Origin of the sequence: Streptomyces sp. CBMA152 (assembly GCF_014596475.1) — a bacterium.
GTDB lineage: Bacteria > Actinomycetota > Actinomycetes > Streptomycetales > Streptomycetaceae > Streptomyces.
The window spans coordinates 12,163-31,501 of the sequence record NZ_MECJ01000008.1; the positions used below are offsets into that span (position 1 = coordinate 12,163).

The window sequence follows — 19,339 nt, forward strand, 5'->3', positions numbered from 1 at the left end:
AAGGAAGCGTGCGGCGGGCGGCCGACGAAGCGGCGCAGGTGCGGGGGCTCGTGGAAACCCGCAATGGCCCGTCGGAGTCTGAGGCCATGACCGAGTCGGCTCAAGATCCCCGTGTCCTCCGGGACCCCTACGCGACGTATACGGCCACGCGGTCCGCGTGGCCGGTGCAGTCCGTGCCCGCAGGTTCCGGAGGGCGTGCCAACTACCTGGTCACCGGCTACGCGGAGGCCCGGGAGGCCCTCAGTGACTCCCGTCTGTCGAAGGACACGAGCGCCTTCTTCGCGGGCAGGGAGTCGCGACGCCGCCTGCATCCGGCGGTGGCCCACACCATGCTGGCCGTTGACCCGCCCCGGCACACCCGGCTGCGGCAGCTGGTGACCAAGGAGTTCACGACGGGGGCCGTCAGGAAACTGCGTCCCTTCATCGCCCGGGCCACCGACGGGCTGCTGGACCAGTGGCCCGCGGGCGAACCGTTCGACTTCGTGGCCCGCCTGGCGGTGCCGCTGCCGGTCATCGTCATCTGCGAGCTGCTCGGAGTGCCGCAGGCCGACCGGTCCGCCGTCCAGCGCTGGTCCGCGGAGCTGTTCGCGGCGGGAGAGCCCTGCGTCATCGACGCGGCCTCACACGCGCTGGCCGGTTACCTGGAAGACCTCATCGCTGCCAAGCGCCTGGGCCCCGGCAGCTCGCTCCTGGACCGGCTCATCTCGGCTCGGGACACAGAGGACCGTCTGAGCGAGGAGGAACTGGTCTCCCTGGCCGTGCTGCTGCTCGTGGCCGGACACGAGACCACCACCAACGCCCTCGGCAACGCCCTCTTGGCGCTGCTTCGGCACCCGGACATGCTGGATCGCCTCCGGGAGAATCCGGACGAGGTCTCTGCCGCGCTGGACGAACTGCTCCGCTTCGACTCAGCGGTGAGCATGGCCACCTTCCGGTTCGCCACGCAGGCCATCACGCTCGGCGGCACCGAGATCCCGGCAGGTGCGCCGGTCCTGGTCGCGTTGGGGGCGGCCAACCGGGACCCGGCCCGATTCCGGGAGCCGGACGCCCTCGACCTGGACCGGGACGCGGCTGCTCATCTCGCGTTCGGTCACGGCATCCACCGCTGTGTCGGCGCCCCCTTGGCCATGGCCGAGGTCGAGATCGCCCTGCGTGCGGTGCTGACCAGATTCCCAGGAATCCGCCTCGCCCTGCCGCCCGGCCGACTGGAGTGGCGGCGCACCCGTCTCGTCCGCGGGCTGGCCTCGCTTCCCGTGCTGGCCTAGGTTCCGTCCGGTGGATCATGTGACCACCCGAAGTTTGCCTCGCTGGCATGTCCATGGGGCGTGGAGATCTCACGAACGGGGAATGGGCCCGGCTGAAGCCGCATCTGCCGAAGTCCGGCAAGCGGGGCGGCCGTTGGGCGAGCCGTCGCAGGACCATCAACGGGGTCCCGTACCGGCAGCGCACGGGGGTGCCATGACGCGATCTGCCCGCGCGGTTCGGAAAGTGGAAGACCGCATACGAGCAGCACAGACGCTGGTCGGCAGACGGCACGTGGGACAAGATCTTCGCGGCCGTCCTGGCCGACGCCGACGCGGAAGGCCGTATCGACTGGTCGATGGTGTCGGTGGACTCCACCACCTGCCGGGCCCACCAACACGCCGCCGGAGCCCGCAGGAGACGCCCGCGGGTGCCGGGAAAAGAACCACGCCCCGCAACCACCGCCCCGATGGGGGACTCGGACGCTCCCGGGCCGTGGCCACCAGGTACGACAAGCGCGCCTACGTCTTCCATGGCACCATCACCATCGCCGCGATCCGCCTGTGGTGCGTCCGTGACAGGTCCGGGGCACCGGCATGCGCCGGATTTCCGGTTTGACCTTCCGCCTGGCCAAATGATCGGGTCAGGGTATGGAGACCAGCACGACCAGTGATCGAATACCCGCAGCAGCGGCCGCGCTCCTTGAGGCGCTCCTCACGGGCGACAAGCCTGTCCATCACGCTCTGCGTGCACAGATCCCCCACCTGCGGTTGACCGGTCACTGCACATGTTCCTGCGCCAGCATCGACTTCGGTCTGGACAGGTCGTCGGTGCCCAGTGCGCCCGTCACCGAGAATCCCGTCGCCGATGCCACGGTGCTCGGTCCTGACGGACAGGCCGTCGGTGGCGCGCTGGTCTTCGCCTACGACGGCTACCTGTCCAACCTGGAGGTCTACGCCTGGGGCGATGAACAGATCACCCAGCTTCCCTCCCCGGACCGGCTCTGCTGACTCTTGCAGCAAAACGGCCTTCCAGGGCCAGAGAGAGCCGCTGCCCGAGATGCGCCGGACAGAACCCAGGTGGGTGGTCTCGTGTCGTCCAACTCTCCTGTGCTGGTGTGCGATTGCCTCGCACCGGCTCGGGAACGCAGCCGACCGTGCGGGCAGGGTGCGGCGGTATCCGTCGGACCTGACGGACGCGGAGTGGGCGGTGGTACGGGATGCGTCGCGCAGGCGGGGGTGAACCGTGCTGGAGGACGTCGACGATGTCCTGCGCCTTATCACCGGGGGGAGCGACGTGACCTTCGAGGATGCTCGTGGCCAGCCAACTCCCCACGTCCGGCCGGCCACGGCTACGGGGGCGCAGTCCGGTCCGCCCTTGCCGGTGACAGGCGGCGGCGAGACGCTGGACGCGAACTGCCAGGGAGGCTGCTATGGGATGGATCGACCGCCAGCACATCCACCTCATCGCCGATGACCCGCGCTACCAGCGCCTCATCAACCTGTCGAAGCGGCTCCTGGAGGAACGCGTGCCGACCTGCGGGAACGGCAACGGCGGCACCATCACCACGCGCGACAACGACGGCAACGAAACCACCGTCACCTGCGACAACTGCCAAGGCACCGGCACGGTCGGCACCACGGCCGACAACGAGGACAACGGGCCGGCATCTGGCGGCCGGTGAACCCTGTCGAGTGAACCCGCGTCACGGTCTGGCAACACCCGCCCCACGAGACGGCGTTCGGCGCTGGACTAGGTGGCCTCCACACCAAGGGGGTCGCTGTACTCCGGCGGCTTCTCCGCACTCATGCCCCGGGTGTCGCGGACCGACCGGCACCGACCAAATCCGACACACACCCGCGCACTCTGATGCGCGCTATGACGGGTGTCGAACAAGTGGCCACCTGCGCCGGACGCGTGAGGGTTCATCGGGCGGCTATCCGGCTTGAGCGTACTTCGACCGTGATAGCAGTTCAGGGATGACGTCGAAGCGGTAGACGTATTCCCGCCACATCCTGTTCGCCTCGGCTGTGCTGTCGATGCAGGCTGTGTAGCTGCGGCAGTTCTCGGGGGCGAGGAGCCGCTCGATGTCGGCCGGATCGAGGTCGGCGCCCGACAGACTGGAGTCGGCCTCGGCGAAGGGCGCGTCGGCACCGGCGGCGCCGATCGCCTGCCGTACTCGTGCCACCGTGGCCGGGACCCAGAGACGGTCGCGGCGTGGTGGCGCCTTGGGCAGGCGGGTGGCGTGTCGCTGGGAGGCGAGGGTCATGACGGTCCAGGCGTCGAAGCAGTGGCGAATCGCCGGCGGCAGGTCATGGGAGCAGGTGAGGTAGGTGAGGTAGTCGGCCAGCTCCTCCACCTTCACGCCTTCCCGGAGGAGCATGGAACAGGAGTTGAAGTCGTCGCCGGATTTGGTCTCGTCGTGGCGGATTTGCCACATGTCGTGGGCCAGCGCCGTGGCGATCTTCCACTCGTCGAGCAGTGGATGGCTGGACAGCCCGGCATAGAAGGCGTTCTGAGCGACCTGGGCGTCCGAGCCGGAGTCGACGGCGCGCATCGCCAGCCGGTCGGGCAGCGGGACCACGGACGGGTCGTGGTAGTGGGAGGTCAGCCGTGTCGCCATATTGGCCACCAGATTGCCCAGGTCCGGTACCCACACCTGCTCGACCGCACCGGGCCGGTCGAGGTGGGGGTGAAGGTGATCGAGAGCGACCTGGGCCAGTTTCCCGACTTCTGCCGCGCAGGTCGGTCCGGCATAGTGCTGGTCGACGAGGGCAATGACCGGCCAGAAGTGCATGGTGGCGATGACCACGTCGACCGGGACGTCGGTGGAGTGGCAGTGGGCGGCCCATCGGGACGCCGACTCACATGCGCCGGAAACCGTCTCCCGTGCTGTGCGCCACATCTGTGCACGTCCCCTGCCACCGCCGAGAACGCAGGGCCGGTCGGGCAGGTCGATGCGGTACTCGTGGTCACTGACCTGGCGCAGATACGGCTCCACCCACCGCAGCATCCGGTCGTCCGGGCGGGCAGCGGCACGGGCGGCCAGCGCGCCCACTGCACCGACCAGGGGATCATCTGTCGTCAGCACGCCGCCTGCGGTGCGGGCGCGCCGGCGCCACCCGCTGTCCTTGTCCGTGTGGTCGAGCGCGGCGACGGTCTCGTCGCTGAGCACGTAGTCGACCGGCTCGGTCATCGCCACGGCGGTGCAGAAAGGCCGGAAGCCGTCGTCGGCGACCCGCTCAGGGGCGTAGAGGTCCAGGAGGTCGATGCGTGACGTCGATGGCATGCCTTTTCCCTTCAACGACTGCCCAGCTCCCGCAGGTCGGCCGACATGACGAGCGCTTTCCCAGCCGGCACAGCGGTGAATTGCCGACACCGGAACAAGGCACGGCCGGGTGTCAGCAGGGATGACTCGGCTGCCTCAAGCCCCGGTCCTGGCCAGTGTCTGTGCCGCTCATCTTGCCCTGTTGACCGCCCTGTTGAGCCTGTTCGACCGGAACGTGATCGCGGTCTTGGCCGAGCAGACCGACGAATGGAGCCGACAACGCATGCTGCATCGGCCTCGACAATCCCGCTGTCTCGGACGGCTGCTGGCCACAGCCCGGGTGATGAGGGCCGCGAAGCCCTGGTCAACAATGCCCTCTGCATCGTCGCGCGTCGTTGGGCGGCATGCTGCTGCTGGGCGAGCACGGCATACCCTGCATCCGCCGGCCCGCCGATCAGGCATTGCGGCAGCGCACCTGGATCGAGTGAGGGGTCGTGAGGTTGACCCCGTGTGAGCGTGGTCGTAGCTCGTCGTCGGCACCCAGGAGACCGAAACCGTGCAGTCGCAGGGCCTCGGCCAGGGTGAGCCTCATCTCCAGTTCGGTCAACTGGGCGCCCAGACAGCGGTGGGAGCCGATGCCGAAGGGGAGGTAGTGCAATCTGTCGGGAGGCCGGCTCAGGAACCGTTCCGGCCGGAACCGGCCGTGGTCGGGATAGGTCTGTTCGTGGTGATGGGCCAGGTGAATGGCAACGATGATTTCCGTGCCCGCGGGAAAATGGAAGCCTTCTGCGGTGAAGGGCGTCACTACGCGACGCGCAGCGCTGGTCGGCGTGATCGTCGGGACACGCAGGGCTTCCAGGCACACGGCGGACAGGTAGGGCAGCGACGCGATCTCCAGTGCGGAGGCGTCGTCCGGCAACGTCCGCAGTTCGGCGGTTAGGCGTGCGGCGACATCGGGACGGTGGTGGAGCCAGTACAGGGCCATGGACATGCCGTTGCCCGCAGTCGTGGTGCCTCCGGTGAGGACGCTGACGAGTTGATCCCGTATGTCGCGGTCGGACAGCGGATGAGGTGCGGCCAGCAGTGCGGCCAGCAGCGAGTCGCCGCGGTTGGCCCCCGTGGAGCGGGCACGAGTGATCTCGGCCAGGAGGAGGCGGTCCAGCGAGGTGCGATGGTGGCGATATTGCGCGTCGAGCTGTGTGCGTTGCCCGGGGGCCGCCGTGCGTGCGTCGTGCACGGCGTTGAGTGCGCCAACGAGCGCTTCTTCCAGCGCGTGATCGGTGGTTTCGGGAAGGTCGGGGAGGATCAGCGCATTCATGATGCGCGCTGTGATCCCGATGGTCATCCTGGCCAGCGGCTGCGGGGGGCGTCCACGTAGGTCGTGCAGCCGCTGTGCGATCAGCCGGTGCACCGTGCCGGCCCGCCGCCGCAGCGAGGCGCCGACCAGGGGCGGTGTCACGATCTGCCGTATGCGTCGATGCTCGGCTCCAGCCAGCTTCAGCATGCTGCGCGGGCCGATCAGGTCGTTGTACATGGTGGTGCCCAGGCCGACGAGCTCCTGGTCGTGCCGGAACAGGATGCTGCGGAATTGACGAGGAGTGCTGAGGAACACCCGCGGAGGTTGGTCCGGTCGATGAAGCGTGAACAGGTCGCCGTAGCAGGCCCGGAAGCCCTCCAGCATCGCGGGCTGCTGTTCCAGGCGCCACAGTTCTTCGCGGTCGGGGGCGGGTCCGGGGGGTAATGATCGACTGATGGCCATCGTGCGGGACCGCCTTGTCGTGTCGGACTTCCGGGAGCGGCTGTGGTCAGGGAGCCATGGCTGTTCCACCGGTGGTGAGCGGGGCGGCGGCGGTGTGACCGTAACGGGCGCTGTCGTGCAGAGACCAGTTGACTGTGCCGGTCATCCAGTCCTGGCAGCCGTCGATCCATCCGGACAGCGGGGGACTCGCGGTTCGGCGCACCTGCTCGGCCAGCTCGGCGAACCTGGTGATCTCGGCATGCGTCTGGCCGACCGCCAGATTCACCGCTTCCTGCCACGAGCGGCTCGGCTCGGCGTCCTTGATGACCGTGACGAGGCTACGAGTCGATGGCTCATGGACCTCGACCGGGGCGCTGAGCACGTCGTTGGACCACGCGACGACGTTGACTGCGTACCGTTCCAGCCGGCGCGTCTCGGGCGCGTGGAACTCCGCGGGGGTGATGGGGCCTGCGTTGGCCACATCCGCGACCGCGAAGGGGGGTTTGAGGCCCGCCGAGTAGCGGCGGAACGACGCGTACGAACGGGGGCTGATCCGGTCGGTGCACACCTGGTCGAATATCTGTGTGGTGAGTGAAAGCAGCCACAGCCGCATCGCTGTCGCCCACCGCTCGTAGTTCTCGGGCGCGGGGACCAACGCACGCAGTCGGCGGCACAGATCCAGCCATGCCACCTCACCGTGCACAGGTTGCTCGCCGAGCTCGTCGAGATCGACCACGTCCAGTATCGCGGTCAGCCTCCGTACCATGGCGCTCGCCTGCTCCGTGCTCTCCACACGATCGGCGGTCACGTCGTCGAACAGGAAGAACCACAGCATGAAGTCGGCAGCCCACTGGGCGAACGCCCGATCGGCACGGGGAAAACAGCGTCCGGCCAGCCAGGCGAATCGATAACCTGCGTACCGGTCGCGCTCGGCGTCGTTACGGAGCAACGCGTGCCGCTCGGACCAGTCGACCAACGCCATGTGCATCCCTTGGACATCGGGATGAACAGTGCTGGCCCACGGCAACTCAATCGTCGGCAGGACAACCTGATCGAAGTCCGTGAGGTCATGCCGCATGGGCTCGTCCTTCCTGTCGACGGGAAGCGACGCCCCCTGATCCGGCCGCAACCCACCAAGCTCAGGCACCGGCTCATGTTCTCACCAGCCGAGGTGGTTGAGGAGGGCGTGGGGGCGCTAGCGGGGGAGCGCGCATGGCCACTGTCTGAGGCGGGTGAAGCTTCCCCAAGGCCGGGCAGTCAGTGTTTCCCCAGGTCATGCAAGGGGAGTTGAGGGAGTTCGAACGTAGATCAACCGGGTGTTACCCGGGAGGAGTCGCGTGAACGAGTGGAAAGCGTCAGGCAAGCCGTTCAATGTGACGGCGGTGTGCCCGGCGGTTTTGGGGGATCCCGATGGCGGGCAGTTCGTGGTGGGAGGCGATCTGGCTGTGGCTGTCAGGGCGTTTCAGGCGCATTCTGTGAGGTGCGCGGAGTGGGCGTGCGTGGGTTCTGGCCGGCGAGGAGGAATGTATGGAGAGCGCGCCGAGCAGGACGGCGATGTTTGCGGCCGTGTCGCGTGGATTGTTTCGCCTGGAGACGGCGTCGCCGTGGGTACTGGATGATGTGCTGGCCCTGGTGCTTGTCGGCCCGGTATGGCGGGAGCTGCGAGACCGGTTCGATCCGCTGTTCCCCGGCCCGGTCCGTCGCGAGTCCCGCACGGCTGTCTGCACCCGCAGCCGGTACGCCGAGGACCGGCTGGCTGCTGGCGCCTTCACCCAGTACGTGATTCTTGGCGCGGGGCTTGACTCGTTCGCGTGGCGGCAGCCGGATCTGCTCGGCTCGCTGACGGTGTTCGAGGTTGATCATCCTGCTTCCCAGGCCTGGAAGCTCGAGCGGGTCAGGGTGCTCGGCCTGCCGCTCAGCGACTCGCAGGTGTTCGTGCCGGTTGATTTCGAGGCCGAACCGGTTCAGGGTGTTCTGGGCGCGGCCGGGTTCGACTGGGCGCAGCCGGCGATGTTCTGCTGGACGGGTGTCGCTCCCTATCTGACGGCGCAGGCGATCGAGTCGACGTTGCGCACGATCGCGGCGGCTGCTCCCGGGTCTGAGGTGGTGTTCTCCTACCGGGCCGAGGACTGTGTGCTGGACGACGTGGGGACGGAATTCGCCCGGATCTACACGCCGATCGCGGCTTCTGCCGGCGAGCCTCTTCAGCCAGGCTGGCCGGCAATCGAGATCGAGAGGCTGATCAGCCGGTGCGGGCTCAAGGTCGTGGACCATCCCGCACGTGCAGACCTCCAGCAGCGGTACTTCGCCGGCCGTACCGATGGGCTGCGGCCCTATACCTTCGAGACCCTGGTGGCCGCGCGGGTCACCTGAGCGAACGCAGCCACGTCCGGCAACTTCACCCTCGTCGAGGGCCAGGCGGTGAAGGCATGGCAGAGGAAGACGAGTACGTACCCGAGTAGTGCTTGTGGCCCGCCCTCCACCGGAACGTACGCCAGGGCAGCGAGGCGCCGAATCGATCTGCCTCGGACGACAGCCACGGCTCGCTCCCGGTGGACGCATTCCAGGTCGCGCTGGTGGGATAGTTCTCCCACCGCTGGTGCAGACGCCGGTTGCCGAGGTCGGCCCGCAGCCTGACGGAGTGGGGGAGTTCCCTGCGGCGGCGCAGCGTCACGCCGGGCCTGCGGTACGGCTTGTAGTGCTGCCACGATGCCTCTACCAGCAGCCGCCTGGCGTGACTGTTGCCGGTCTTGGTGATCGGGCCCAGTGCCCGGTTGGGGTCGGAGGAGTGCTCGATGGGCACCAGGCCGAGGTAGGCGCCGTTGGTCGCGCCGGTGAACCGCTGCCAGTCGCCGACCTCCTTGATCCGGTCGCCCGCCGGCCGTTCCGTCTTCGACGGAGCCGCCACCGCACAGCGGACGCCGACGTCGTCGTAGGCCCTGGCCAGGAAGAAACCGGTCGGCCCGGCCTCATAGGCGACCGCGACCGGCTGCGGAAGTCCGGCCACCCATGTCATGACATTGTGCGTCTCAGCGTCGCGACACTGGCTGAAGACCTGCCCGGTCTCACAGTCCCGTGCCCACGCCATCGTGGTGTGGGCATGGACATCCAGGCCGACCGAAGTACGCTCGGAAAACATCCGGTGCCCCCGGTAATTGCGGCACTACCCGCCACTGTGCTCACCGGCGGGAAACCCGCGTCAACTTCCCAGCAGGGCATCGGTCTTCGGCGCGGCAGCCGACCCCAGCCAACAGCTCGGGACGACCACTTCATACGGTCTACACCTCACCGAGACGGACGTGCCGCGAACCATGCCTGACCGATCTCCGGTGGCAGACGCTGGAGGAACCGCAGCGCGGAGCGCAGCTCGGGGTCGGCCGTCTCCCAAATTCTCCGCTCGGCCCGGTCGTTGGGGTGCTCCGCGTAACGCTCACGTGCGGCATCGTCAAAGCGAACCTCGATCCGGGCCGCACCGAAGTCGTGTGCCGGCAGTTGGAACAGGTCCGTCAGTGATGGCTGGCTGGGCAGCGGCACCGCCACCAGCACGTACATGCCCATGCCGCCCGTCACCACGGCGTTGCCGACGTCGTCTGGGAAAGGGTGCGGCACCGGGAAGTCGCCGACCTTCCGGGCCGGCGGATGGTGCCGGACTCGCGCGGACTCGCCGTTCGGTTCCAGCGCGGTTCGAGGGGTGGGTCGTCTCACATGACCGAAACCGCGCCTGCTGAATGTGTGAACCATTGACCCCACAGCCCCATCCCGGTTGCATGTTGTGGGCCTCCGGTAGGGAGCCGGAGGAAATACCGTGTCCTTCCTGGGGGGAAAATGAGGGGAAACACGAACCGGATCACTACCAGACGTGTACGGGCCGCCCTGGGCGCGGCGGTCGCGGCCTGTGCGGTCACGGCGATGCTGCCCGCAGCCGCCTCGGCCGAGCCCACGACTGCGGGCGGCCTCGCAGCCAGTGTCGAGAGGATCAGTGTCGCGGCCGACGGCACCCAGGCCGACGGCGACTCCGCCGGCGCCTCGATCACGCCCGACGGCCGTCACGTCGTCTTCTCGTCTTCAGCGCATAACCTCACGCCCGATGCAACGACGGGCGGTGACAAGGTGTTCGTCCGCGACCAGCAGACGAGACAGCTCAAGCGGATGTCGTCCAACTCCACCCCGATCCAGTCCCCGGTGATCAGCGGTGACGGACAATACGCCGCCCACTGGGGGAAGTTGTTCAAAGACACGAAGATCTTCCTGTCCCAGACGGGCACGGGAAGCACGATCGGCATCGGGTGCTCGGGCCTCAGCTGCAGCCAGCCGTCGCTGAGTGCGGACGGCCGTTACATCGCCCACGTCGCCACCTTCAATCGACCGGCGTCCCGGCAGAGCGTAGAGGTGATCGACTGGCACGCCGGCACCAAGGAGACCGTCGCCGAATTCGAGCACACCCTCCCGGCCCGGCCGTCCATCAGCGGCGACGGCCGATACGTCGCCTACGAGGACGGCCAAGCTGGGGACGTCTTCGTGTGGGACCGGACCACCGGCACCACCTCCGGCCCGATCGAGGACACCTCCGAGGGGGCGACACTCGTCCAGCTCAGCAGCGACGGCACCAAGGTCGTCTACCTCGCGGGCGGCGACACCTACGTTTACGACGTGCCCTCGGACACCACCGAGCTCGTGTCGGACGCGCGGGGCGTGGCCATCGACCCCACCGGCCGCTATCTGCTGTACGCGCCGCAGGACACGACCGGCCCCTCGCTCGTTCTGCGCGACCTGCAGAAGGACACCGACGCGACCGTCTCGGACCAGCCCGCCTCGGCCGGTACCGGCGCGGTCAGCGCCGACGGGCGCGACGTGGTCTTCCAGTCCACGGCCGGCGACATCGTGCCCGGCGACACCAATGGCAAGTCGGACGTGTTCGTCCGCCACTTCTCCTGATCGCCCCGGCGGCCGCACTGCTCCCGCGCCCGCGCGGGGGCCGTGCGGTTCCATTTGTCATGGTGTGTGGGCGCTTTGACGGGCTGTTCGTCGGGGCCGGCCGCTTCCAGGCCGAGGATGTTCTCCAGGAGCCACTCGAGCGCGGGCTGCAGGCCGTCCCAGCCATGGCGCTGTGTGGTGATCCATCGTCCGAGGTCTTCGCCTTGGACGATCACCTCACCTGCGGCAGTCGGCAGCGTGCCGCCCCCGTCGAGGTGGGCCTGGACAAGGCGGAAGCAGCGTTGCCAGCCCACATCCCAGGCGGGGCACCAGCCGGGATCGATCTCCTCGAGGTCGTCCAGCCGCTCTTCGGTCATGGCCCCGGCGCTGGTCTCCACGGGCAGGCCGGCTTCGCGCAGTTCGCGGATGTGTGCGGCGAGGCGGGCGGCGGCCCTCTGGTTCTTGGCCCACACCCCGACCGGATATCCCTGCCACACCGCCGTGGACGGGGGCAGGAAGTGTCCGTGGAAGGCTACCCAGCCCCGCGCTGCAGCGAGGCCTTCTTCGAAGGCGACGTCCTGGTGAGACCACACCATGCCGAGCTCGTCCAACTGCTTCACCCGCTCTTTCGCGAGTCGTCCGGCGTTGTTGTAGCGGCGCGGCTCGGCCAGCCACGTCCCGAGCGGGAACCGGGCGGGTTTCCAGTGCTTCGGGGGTGGTGTAGCCGTATGGGCCCCTCAGTTCCCCGCTGCTGGTCTCGTTGGGGTAGCGGGTGGCGGCTTGGATGCCGCGCCGCCAGTACTCGTTCTCCGGTTCGATGACCGGCAGTTTCACAAACTGAGCCAGCACCGCCGGGTCCCTGGGGGTGCTGAAGCGGAGGTGCTGCGCGGCCGCACCGCTCACTGCCGCGTCCTGCCTGTCGTTGTCCCCGGCCATGTCATCGCCGCCGCCCAAGTTGGCGGCGTCCTGGTCCTCGTGGTCCGGGTACTGGCCGTCCTGGCCTTCGCTCTTGCTGGTCCAACTGCCGCTGCGTACGCGGGGATCCGCGAGTGCCTCGATCGTGTCGGTGTCGTGCGCACGGAGCGCTTCGAGGATTTTCGCGAGGGTGCTGTAGGCGTCGGAGGTGAGCATGTCGTCGGGATCTTCGTCCGGTCCGAGGAATACCGGGACGATCAGCGAGGCGATTTTCCCCTCACCGGGTTTCATGCGGAGGGCGCGTCCGACCATTTGCACGATGTCGACCATCGCCCCCCGCGCGTCACAGAAAGCGACCGCGTCACAATTCGCGGTATCGATTATCTAGAGGTGGGTTGGGTGTGAGGAACGTTTGGTACGTCTCCTGCCTGGATCTGCACCCTCTTCCCGTGAACTCCTTTGCTCCCACAGGGCTGTTGGCTACGTTCGGCACGTGGAGCACGTCTTCGTCGCAGAACGCTCGATCTCCTCGGCGAGGGGTCTAAGCGGTCTTGGCGAAGTTCGCTGCCGCCCCCGTCAGGTCCTCATCCGGCGGGGACCGTCTCGTCAGCCGCAAGTGAGTTGCCTTCGGCGATGCTGCCGCAGGAGGACGGGGCCTCCTTGCCGGCGAACCGGGCGCGCAGCCAGGCGAGCGCGGTGGGCACCGTGACCGTGGGCGCGGTCAAGTGGCTGAGGACGTCGTACTGCTGGTACCACACCGCGGCGCCCTCGGCGCAGTACTTCCGCGCCAGCGCCCGTGTGTCCCCGGCGACCGTGATGCCGTCGCCCGAGCCGATGCCCGCGATGTAGCTCGTGGTTCCCTCAAGGAAGCCGGCGTTGCCCTGGCCGATGTAGCCGGGGACGGTCGGGGTCGGTGCCAGGCCGAGGTTGGACTTGTTGACCGCCTCGACGAGCTCGGGTACGGAGTTCGGGTTCACGTACTCCGGCTTCGCCATCTTCTTCCACGTCAGACCGGGGTAGTGGCCCAGCACGTCGGCGATCGAGGAGTGCTGGTGCTCGTCGACCAGCTGCTTGCCGTAGTCGTTCAGGTACTTCTCGAGGTCGAAGTCGTACGAACGCGCTTGCCCGATGAGCAACTCCGGGATGAGCCCGGACCACACCTGACTGCCTTCGATGTACCTGAGGATGTGCGAGGGCTTCACGAGCACCCCGCCCTCGGCGTATCCCACCAGGCGCTTGTTGACGTCAGGGGCGTACTGGGGCGCGAGGGAGGCGGCCCAGTTGGTCGCGACGGCGCCGCCGGAGTAGCCCATGAGGCCGACGCGCGCGTCGGGGCTGATGCCGGTCCTCGACGCCGCGCTGGAAGCGGCACGCAGGGAGTCCAGCGTGTTGTACCCGTACTCGCGGGAGGCCGCGAGGTGGGCGGCCTGCCCCTCGGTGTCAGGGAGGACGACGTCGTAGCCGGACAGCAGCAGCGGCGCCACGAGCGTGGACTCGCCGTTCGCGATCAAGCCGCCGGGCAGCTTGACGTTGCCCGCGACCGCCCGGGATGGACCGTCTTCGGGGTCGAGCGAGTCGTAGAACGACTGGTACGACACGACCTTGCGGCCGTCACCAACAGGGCTGCGCAGCACGGAGGTCACGCCTGCGGACGGGTGGCCCTGCGCGTCGGTGGTGCGGTAGAGCAGCTGCGTCGCCTGGAGGGGGGTCGCGATACCCAGGACGTGGTACGGCAGCGTCCGGACCTTGAGCACGTCTCCGGGACTGTACGAGGACAGCGGCTTGCTGCCGTTGTAGGTGTAGAACGCGTCGCTCCCGGCAGTCGTCGACGAGGGCTGCTCCTGAACGCCGGACGCGACAGCGGGCACGGCGGCGACGGCGACGGCGACGACGCCCGTGATCGCGGCGTGCCACACTCTGAATGTACGCATGACTCTCCCAAACGGTGTAAGCGGATCAGAGAAATGACCGCTACGGCCCGAAGGGGGAGTGGCCGAAGATCGGTTCCGCGCAACCTAACAAAGGCACACGGCAGTTGACCAGGGGTGCGCCGGAGTCTTCACGGGACGAACGGCGGCTGAGTCAGTGACCCCGCTCCGCCAATTCCCTTGTGCCTCAGACCGGTCGGAACGGTGCAGTGCCGGGGCGCTGGCTACCGACCGAGCGCGTCATGCCACGAGCGCGAGCCCTCGATACTCGCGCAGTGCTCCACGGCCATTGCGGATCGCGACGCGCACAGCGTCCTCGCGCGTTTCCGCGAGCTGCAGAGGCGGGATGCCTGCGCGGAATGCCGGCTCTTGGACCGCTGTCGCGAGGAGTTGCTGTGCGAGCCACAGCCAACTGCCCGGCGACCGGGGCCAGGCATAGTCCGGTCGGGTCCCAGCCTCTGTGCCCGTGTCCGCCCTCACTACATGCCTTAGAGATTCCGCGGGAAGAGGACAAGGCGTCATGGTCGGCGGGCTGGCCGTGCGTCCCAGCGTTGGCTGGTCCGGGCTTCGCGGATGAGGCGTCGGATCACGCTGATCGCGGTCATCAACGCGAGCGGTGCGTTGATGACGACCGCTCGACGTTCCGTGCAGGAAAGGGTGAAGTTGAAGCCGCGGCTGTACCAGGAGTTGGTGCGCTCGACGACCCAGCGGCGAGTGTGGTTGATCGGGTCACGACGCCCTTGGGCTGGATCCGCCGCTCGCAGCCGAGATCGGTCAGCAGTTTGCGGGTGACCGTGGAGTCGTAGCCCGCGTCAAGGTGCACCGTGATCTGCTCAGGCAACGCGAGCTCGAAACGCGCGAGCTTCTCTAGCGTTCGGGCGCAGCAACGGGGAGTCGTGCCGGTTCGCGCCGGTCACGACACAGCCCAGCGGGATCCCGCGTCCGTCGGTCATCCGCGACCACTTGATCCCGAGTTTTCCTCGGTCAATCGGTGGTTTCCCGGCGACCTCGCCACCGCAGGCCGCTTTGGTGATCTGCCCGTCGACGGTGATGTCGGCCGGGTCCAGGCCCACGACACGGTCGTAGGTCTCCAGCACGATCTGCTCCAGCTCTGCGAAGACACCGGCCGCGATCCACTCGTTGAGTCGGGTTCTCATCGTGGTTGCCGAGCACGATTGATCGGCGTGCTTCTCGTGCGAGCCGCCGAAGACGAGTTTCGCGACGAGCTTGTCGAACACGATCCGGTCCGGGATCCGTGGGTTGTGACAGCCCCACGGATGTGTCTCGAGACGCGGTGGCAGGAGGGCCTCGAACTGGACCCACAAGGGCTCGATTGCCCATGCTTCGACGGCGGGCACCGGTGCTCCGTTTTCAGATGTAGAGACGTAGGAGTCCCACGTCAAAACGGATCCCGGTGCCCGCGCACATCGGCCTTACGCCCTGCCCGCGACATCTCTTACCAAACTCAGGAGCAGTCGATGGACGTCAGCTACTTCGGTGACCGCGGGCACGTCCCGCTGCGCGTGGCCCTGCTGCTGGCCGAGGTGGCGGGCATCCAGCTCACCGCGCCGGCGGGCAGCGCGCAGATCATGCAGTTGCGCGCGACCGCCCGCACGTACCGCCGGGCCCACCACAGGGCTGTGAAGGCCGAGGCCAAGGACTCCTCGAAGGCCCGGCGGTAGCCCGGGCTACCGGGAGCCCGCCACAGGGCGCGACTTGTAGAAAGACTCCTCCAGGTAGGCGACCTCGTGCGGCTGGTAGGGCTCCTCCACGTAGGCGGCCTCGTCTTCGTCGAGTTCGACGTTCACCGCGGCGAGTGCGTCGGCAAGCTGGGCCGGCTTGGTGACCCCGACGATGGGCGAGGCCACCGCCGGGTTGCGCATGACCCAGGCCAGGGCGACCTGGGCCGGGGACAGACCCCGCTTGCCCGCGATCTCGTGGACGCGCTCGGCCACTGCCTGGTCCTCGTCGCGGTAGAGGATCTTGCCGCCCTCATCGGTCCTGGCACGCGCCGTGGCGGTGTCCCGGACCCGCGTCAGCCTGCCCCGCGCCAGCGGGCTCCACGGAATCACGCCGATGCCCTGGTCGGCGCAGAGCGGGAGCATCTCCCGCTCTGCTTCTCGGTGGATGAGGTTGTAGTGGTCCTGCATCGACACGAACCGGGTCCAGCCGTTCAGATCAGCCAGGTACAGGGCCTTGGCGAACTGCCAGGCGTACATGGAAGAGGCTCCGATGTAGCGGACCTTCCCGGACTTGACCGCGTCGTGCAGCGCCTCGAGGGTTTCCTCAATCGGGGTGTCGTAGTCCCAGCGGTGGATCTGGTACAGGTCGATGTAGTCGGTCCCCAGTCGCTTCAGGGAGGCGTCGAGCTCGGCGAAGATCGCCTTGCGGGACAGCCCAGCGCCATTCGGGCCGGGGCGCATCCGCATCCAGACCTTGGTGGAGAGAACGACCTCCTCGCGCCGGGTGAAGTCCTTGACCGCCTGGCCGACGACCTCCTCGCTGCTTCCGGCGCTGTACCCATTGGCCGTGTCGAGGAAGTTGACGCCGCTTTCGAGGGCTTGCTTGATGATGTCCCGGCTGGCGTCCGCGCCCACTGACCAGGGCTCGCCGCCCCGGTCCCGCTCGCCGAAGCTCATGCAACCGAGGCCGATGGCGGAGACTTCCAGTCCGGTCGTTCCGAGTTTGATGTAACGCATGCGCCGAACCTAGGAGTTGGAGTGCGCTCTAACGCAAACTCGGAGGCGTGGGCATGTTCCGCTGGTCCGGGCGGCGGTATCGCAGCGTTCGCGAGGGCGCCCCTACCCGCGGAATCTCTTACTTGCCCGTACTTAGCAGTGTCTTCCTACCTGCGAAGACGCTTCACAACACGAAGCGGCCCTGGGTATTTGAGTTGGGTGTGGGGCCATCGTGGCCGCTCGCCGCGTCAGGGCGGTGTCGATGGCGGTGTGCAGTTCGGGGGTGCTGGTATAGGCGCGGACGGGCGTGTCCTGATACTTGACCGAGCGCTACACGCATTCGACGCGGTTCAACTCCGGTGATCTCGGAGGGAGGTAGAACAGATGGACCCCGATGTCCGCGAGTTCCTCGCGGCGTCCCTTGAAGAGCTGGGCGTGGTGGATGGCAGCGTTGTCCAGCACGATGGGGCAGGGGCGGTACCGCTGGAAGCCGGACAGTGCGCCGAGGCTGTCGGCGCCGCCGGGCAGCCGGGCGATGTGAGTGCAGACGAAGTCGAGGACCATCTCCGCGTCGATACTTCCCCTCGGCAGTGGTCCATACGAGCCCGGGCCGGGGGCCGGTGTCGTTCAACGAGCCGAGCACGTTGACCCGGCGGTTCTTGGTGTCCTCCCGCTTCACCACCACCCGTGTCCCGGTGCGGGCCCAGGTGTAGTCGGTGGGCAGGGTCGGCGAGAACCCGCACTCGTCCAGGTAGTACAGATCCTCCACACCGGCTTCGGACCTCAGCCGTACAGCCGTAAACCCTCCAGCCGCTCCCATGCGGCGGCCTGGAGGGCCGGATCGGCCTGGTGCCGGATGCTGTCGCGGGTGCGTTTCCAGCGGAACCCGTCCCGGTGCAACAGCACCGACAGCCAGGAGGAATCCAGGTCGACTCCGCGCTCACGGCGCAGCCACTCGGCCAGCGCCGGCAGCGTCCAGATCCGCCCCTCGGCAGCGGAGGCATCCAGCATGTCCTCCAGCGCGTCCAGGTCCTCGCGCTCCCACCGGGGCGGCCGCCCCGGTCGCGGCGCATCGGCCAGAGCCTCGAACCCACCGTCGAGGAAGCGATGCAATGCCCCTCGTACCGTGACCACGTGCTTCTCGAGGACCAGCGCGACCTCGGGCGCCGTGCGGCCCTGGGCCGCAAGCCGCACACGCTCCAGTCGCACCCTCTCATTGGGTGCGAGATCCCGGGCCCTCAACCGCCGCCGCAGTTGCGTGACTTGGGCCGGTGACAACTCCACCCGCGGCGGCTTCATCACCATGGCAACCCCTCCCAACGAGTCGCCTACCCCAACCACACCACAAATCACCAAGATCGCTTAGAGCGCTGGGTGGCGGCCGACACGGCCACCTACACCCTGCACGTGCCAGCCTGCGCGTTCCTGCAGTCGCTGCGGAACAAGGGTCGCTCGCCGAACATCGAACGCGTCTACGCCGGACGTCTCGCCCTGTACCTCAATCACTGCCACGCCCGCCGCATCGACTGGGCCGCCGCCAGCTTCCTCGCCCTCTCCCAGCTGTAGCAGTATCGGCCTAAACCGTGCAGAGCCGGCCGCCGGTCCCGCCGTTGCCGCGGGTGCTGCCTGCAGCCTTGGTGGCGACGGTGATGGTGCCGTTGTCACAGCCGCAGCCGACCCCGCCGTGGCCGCTGGGGGGGAGCGCCGTTGGCGCCGTCGGCCCCGGTGGACCCGGTGGCGGTGCCGAGCCAAGGGGCCGAAGCGCTGAATCTGGCCCAACGGGGCGCGGGCCAGGGCGCGTTCGTCGGGTGCGGCCGCTCACCCTCAACACCCCGGCCATACCGGGGGAATGCCCGGTTTACAGCCTTTCGCGACACGCTTTACAGCCGAATCCACGGCTCCGCAATACCCAGAATTTTGGGATACCGCGTTTCTTCCGGGTCTCCGTAGATTGCCGTCAGGTGTTCCCGTCAGAAACACGGCCAGGCTCCCTTCGGTAACGGAAGCGGGAATTCTGGACGATAACGGAATCGGGAATTCTGCGACGGGTCTGGCCAGGACGGTTCTCGATGACCACTCTGGGTCATGGAAAGGGCGGGTTTGATGTTCGTGAGCGCGATCGCCGCCCCGAGGTTCGGCATGTCGATGACGTTGGGCAGGCCGTTCCATCGCCGCTCGCTGGACCGGCTGCTCGACGGAATGCGGGCGGCACAGCAGGAGTTTGGCTCGATCGTCGTCGATGGCGACGATCTGCTCGGTGGAGCCGCGCTTGACGACGATATGCAAGCGGATGGTGCAGGGGCGTCGCCTGCGCGAGCCGCTTGTACTTTGGGTGCAGTAGGAGCTACACCCTACGCAGAACCTCGTATAGAGGCCGGGCTACGAGCCCGCCCATGCTGAACGCGACGGGGGAAACAGGGCCCGTACCACCTCTGGACCGGGCCCAAGGGGGAAGACAGTCATGGGAGTCCGCAACACGATCTCCGGAGGGTTGCCGGCGGCGGCCTTGACCACCGCCCTGAACGTGGCAGGGGCAGGAGCCGACAACGCTGCCCAGCTCACATCCACGCCCGTCACACCCGGCGGAACGAGCGCGCACACGGCGTCCGTGCCGACGCGCGCCGGGTCCCGCTGTGTCCCGAGCGCCGAGGTACCA

Annotated in this window: 16 protein-coding genes and 4 pseudogenes; 9 read left to right on the forward strand and 11 right to left on the reverse strand. The window is 67.9% G+C overall.

Annotation, left to right across the window (positions count from 1 at the left end; translation table 11 throughout):
* The first annotated feature begins 86 nt into the window (after positions 1-86).
* The 4 genes and pseudogenes from BG418_RS07770 to BG418_RS07785 all read left to right on the forward strand — a co-directional run bounded on the left by BG418_RS07770 (position 87) and on the right by BG418_RS07785 (position 2,926).
* On the forward strand, positions 87-1,265 hold the full coding sequence (locus BG418_RS07770; RefSeq protein WP_188272994.1) for a cytochrome P450: 1,179 nt from the start codon (positions 87-89) through the stop codon (positions 1,263-1,265).
* Between the two features lie 53 nt (positions 1,266-1,318).
* Positions 1,319-1,746, forward strand: a pseudogene (locus BG418_RS07775) (IS5 family transposase); the annotation flags it as partial.
* Between the two features lie 146 nt (positions 1,747-1,892).
* On the forward strand, positions 1,893-2,252 hold the full coding sequence (locus BG418_RS07780) for a hypothetical protein (RefSeq protein ID WP_188272995.1): 360 nt from the start codon (positions 1,893-1,895) through the stop codon (positions 2,250-2,252).
* Positions 2,253-2,674: 422 nt separating this feature from the next.
* Entirely contained in the window at positions 2,675-2,926 is a 252-nt protein-coding gene (locus BG418_RS07785) for a hypothetical protein (RefSeq protein WP_188272996.1), read from the forward strand.
* 252 nt (positions 2,927-3,178) lie between these two features.
* Here the strand turns inward: BG418_RS07785 and BG418_RS07790 are convergent, their stop codons facing one another.
* From BG418_RS07790 to BG418_RS07800, 3 genes are all read right to left on the reverse strand, one after another.
* Positions 3,179-4,531 carry a hypothetical protein gene (locus BG418_RS07790; RefSeq protein WP_188272997.1) on the reverse strand — a complete coding sequence of 451 codons (1,353 nt, stop codon included), beginning with the start codon at positions 4,529-4,531 and terminating at the stop codon, positions 3,179-3,181.
* Positions 4,532-4,964: 433 nt separating this feature from the next.
* On the reverse strand, positions 4,965-6,269 hold the full coding sequence (locus BG418_RS07795; RefSeq protein ID WP_188272998.1) for a cytochrome P450: 1,305 nt from the start codon (positions 6,267-6,269) through the stop codon (positions 4,965-4,967).
* Between the two features lie 46 nt (positions 6,270-6,315).
* Complete coding sequence (locus tag BG418_RS07800) at positions 6,316-7,395, reverse strand: terpene synthase family protein (protein WP_188272999.1); 1,080 nt, start codon at positions 7,393-7,395, stop codon at positions 6,316-6,318.
* 380 nt (positions 7,396-7,775) lie between these two features.
* Here BG418_RS07800 and BG418_RS07805 point away from each other — a divergent pair, with 380 nt between their 5' ends.
* The gene (locus tag BG418_RS07805) at positions 7,776-8,621 is read left to right on the forward strand and encodes a class I SAM-dependent methyltransferase (RefSeq protein ID WP_188273000.1); all 846 of its coding nucleotides are present in this window, start codon (positions 7,776-7,778) and stop codon (positions 8,619-8,621) included.
* Between the two features lie 325 nt (positions 8,622-8,946).
* Here BG418_RS07805 and BG418_RS41100 read toward each other — a convergent pair.
* Positions 8,947-9,114 (reverse strand): annotated as a pseudogene (locus tag BG418_RS41100) (transposase); the annotation flags it as partial.
* A 419-nt stretch (positions 9,115-9,533) separates the two neighbouring features.
* Positions 9,534-9,857: a hypothetical protein gene (locus BG418_RS07815; RefSeq protein ID WP_188273001.1), complete on the reverse strand. Its 324-nt coding sequence runs from the start codon at positions 9,855-9,857 to the stop codon at positions 9,534-9,536.
* A 216-nt stretch (positions 9,858-10,073) separates the two neighbouring features.
* Between BG418_RS07815 and BG418_RS07820 the strand changes: the two genes are divergently transcribed.
* Complete coding sequence (locus BG418_RS07820; RefSeq protein ID WP_188273002.1) at positions 10,074-11,183, forward strand: PD40 domain-containing protein; 1,110 nt, start codon at positions 10,074-10,076, stop codon at positions 11,181-11,183.
* A gap of 329 nt (positions 11,184-11,512) precedes the next feature.
* Here BG418_RS07820 and BG418_RS41105 read toward each other — a convergent pair.
* Positions 11,513-11,881 (reverse strand): annotated as a pseudogene (locus BG418_RS41105) (helicase associated domain-containing protein); the annotation flags it as partial.
* Positions 11,882-11,942: 61 nt separating this feature from the next.
* Here BG418_RS41105 and BG418_RS39640 point away from each other — a divergent pair.
* Positions 11,943-12,482, forward strand: a complete 540-nt coding sequence (locus tag BG418_RS39640) for a hypothetical protein (RefSeq protein ID WP_223184522.1) — start codon at positions 11,943-11,945, stop codon at positions 12,480-12,482.
* 179 nt (positions 12,483-12,661) lie between these two features.
* Here the strand turns inward: BG418_RS39640 and BG418_RS07830 are convergent, their stop codons facing one another.
* Both BG418_RS07830 and BG418_RS07835 read right to left on the reverse strand, forming a co-directional pair.
* The gene (locus BG418_RS07830; RefSeq protein ID WP_188273003.1) at positions 12,662-14,008 is read right to left on the reverse strand and encodes a lipase family protein; all 1,347 of its coding nucleotides are present in this window, start codon (positions 14,006-14,008) and stop codon (positions 12,662-12,664) included.
* A 515-nt stretch (positions 14,009-14,523) separates the two neighbouring features.
* Positions 14,524-15,363: pseudogene (locus BG418_RS07835) on the reverse strand (IS5 family transposase).
* A gap of 120 nt (positions 15,364-15,483) precedes the next feature.
* Between BG418_RS07835 and BG418_RS07840 the strand changes: the two are divergent.
* Complete coding sequence (locus BG418_RS07840) at positions 15,484-15,687, forward strand: hypothetical protein (RefSeq protein WP_188273040.1); 204 nt, start codon at positions 15,484-15,486, stop codon at positions 15,685-15,687.
* Between the two features lie 6 nt (positions 15,688-15,693).
* Here BG418_RS07840 and BG418_RS07845 read toward each other — a convergent pair whose 3' ends face one another.
* From BG418_RS07845 to BG418_RS07855, 3 genes are all read right to left on the reverse strand, one after another.
* Positions 15,694-16,704 (reverse strand): aldo/keto reductase, encoded by a 1,011-nt coding sequence (locus BG418_RS07845; protein WP_188273004.1) that lies wholly within the window; start codon positions 16,702-16,704, stop codon positions 15,694-15,696.
* A gap of 309 nt (positions 16,705-17,013) precedes the next feature.
* On the reverse strand, positions 17,014-17,247 hold the full coding sequence (locus BG418_RS07850; protein ID WP_188273005.1) for a transposase: 234 nt from the start codon (positions 17,245-17,247) through the stop codon (positions 17,014-17,016).
* A gap of 219 nt (positions 17,248-17,466) precedes the next feature.
* A complete protein-coding gene (locus tag BG418_RS07855) occupies positions 17,467-17,988 on the reverse strand; it encodes a helix-turn-helix domain-containing protein (RefSeq protein ID WP_188273006.1) in 522 nt (173 codons plus the stop codon).
* 102 nt (positions 17,989-18,090) lie between these two features.
* Between BG418_RS07855 and BG418_RS07860 the strand changes: the two genes are divergently transcribed.
* A complete protein-coding gene (locus BG418_RS07860) occupies positions 18,091-18,249 on the forward strand; it encodes a hypothetical protein (protein WP_188273007.1) in 159 nt (52 codons plus the stop codon).
* The last annotated feature ends 1,090 nt before the right edge of the window (positions 18,250-19,339 follow it).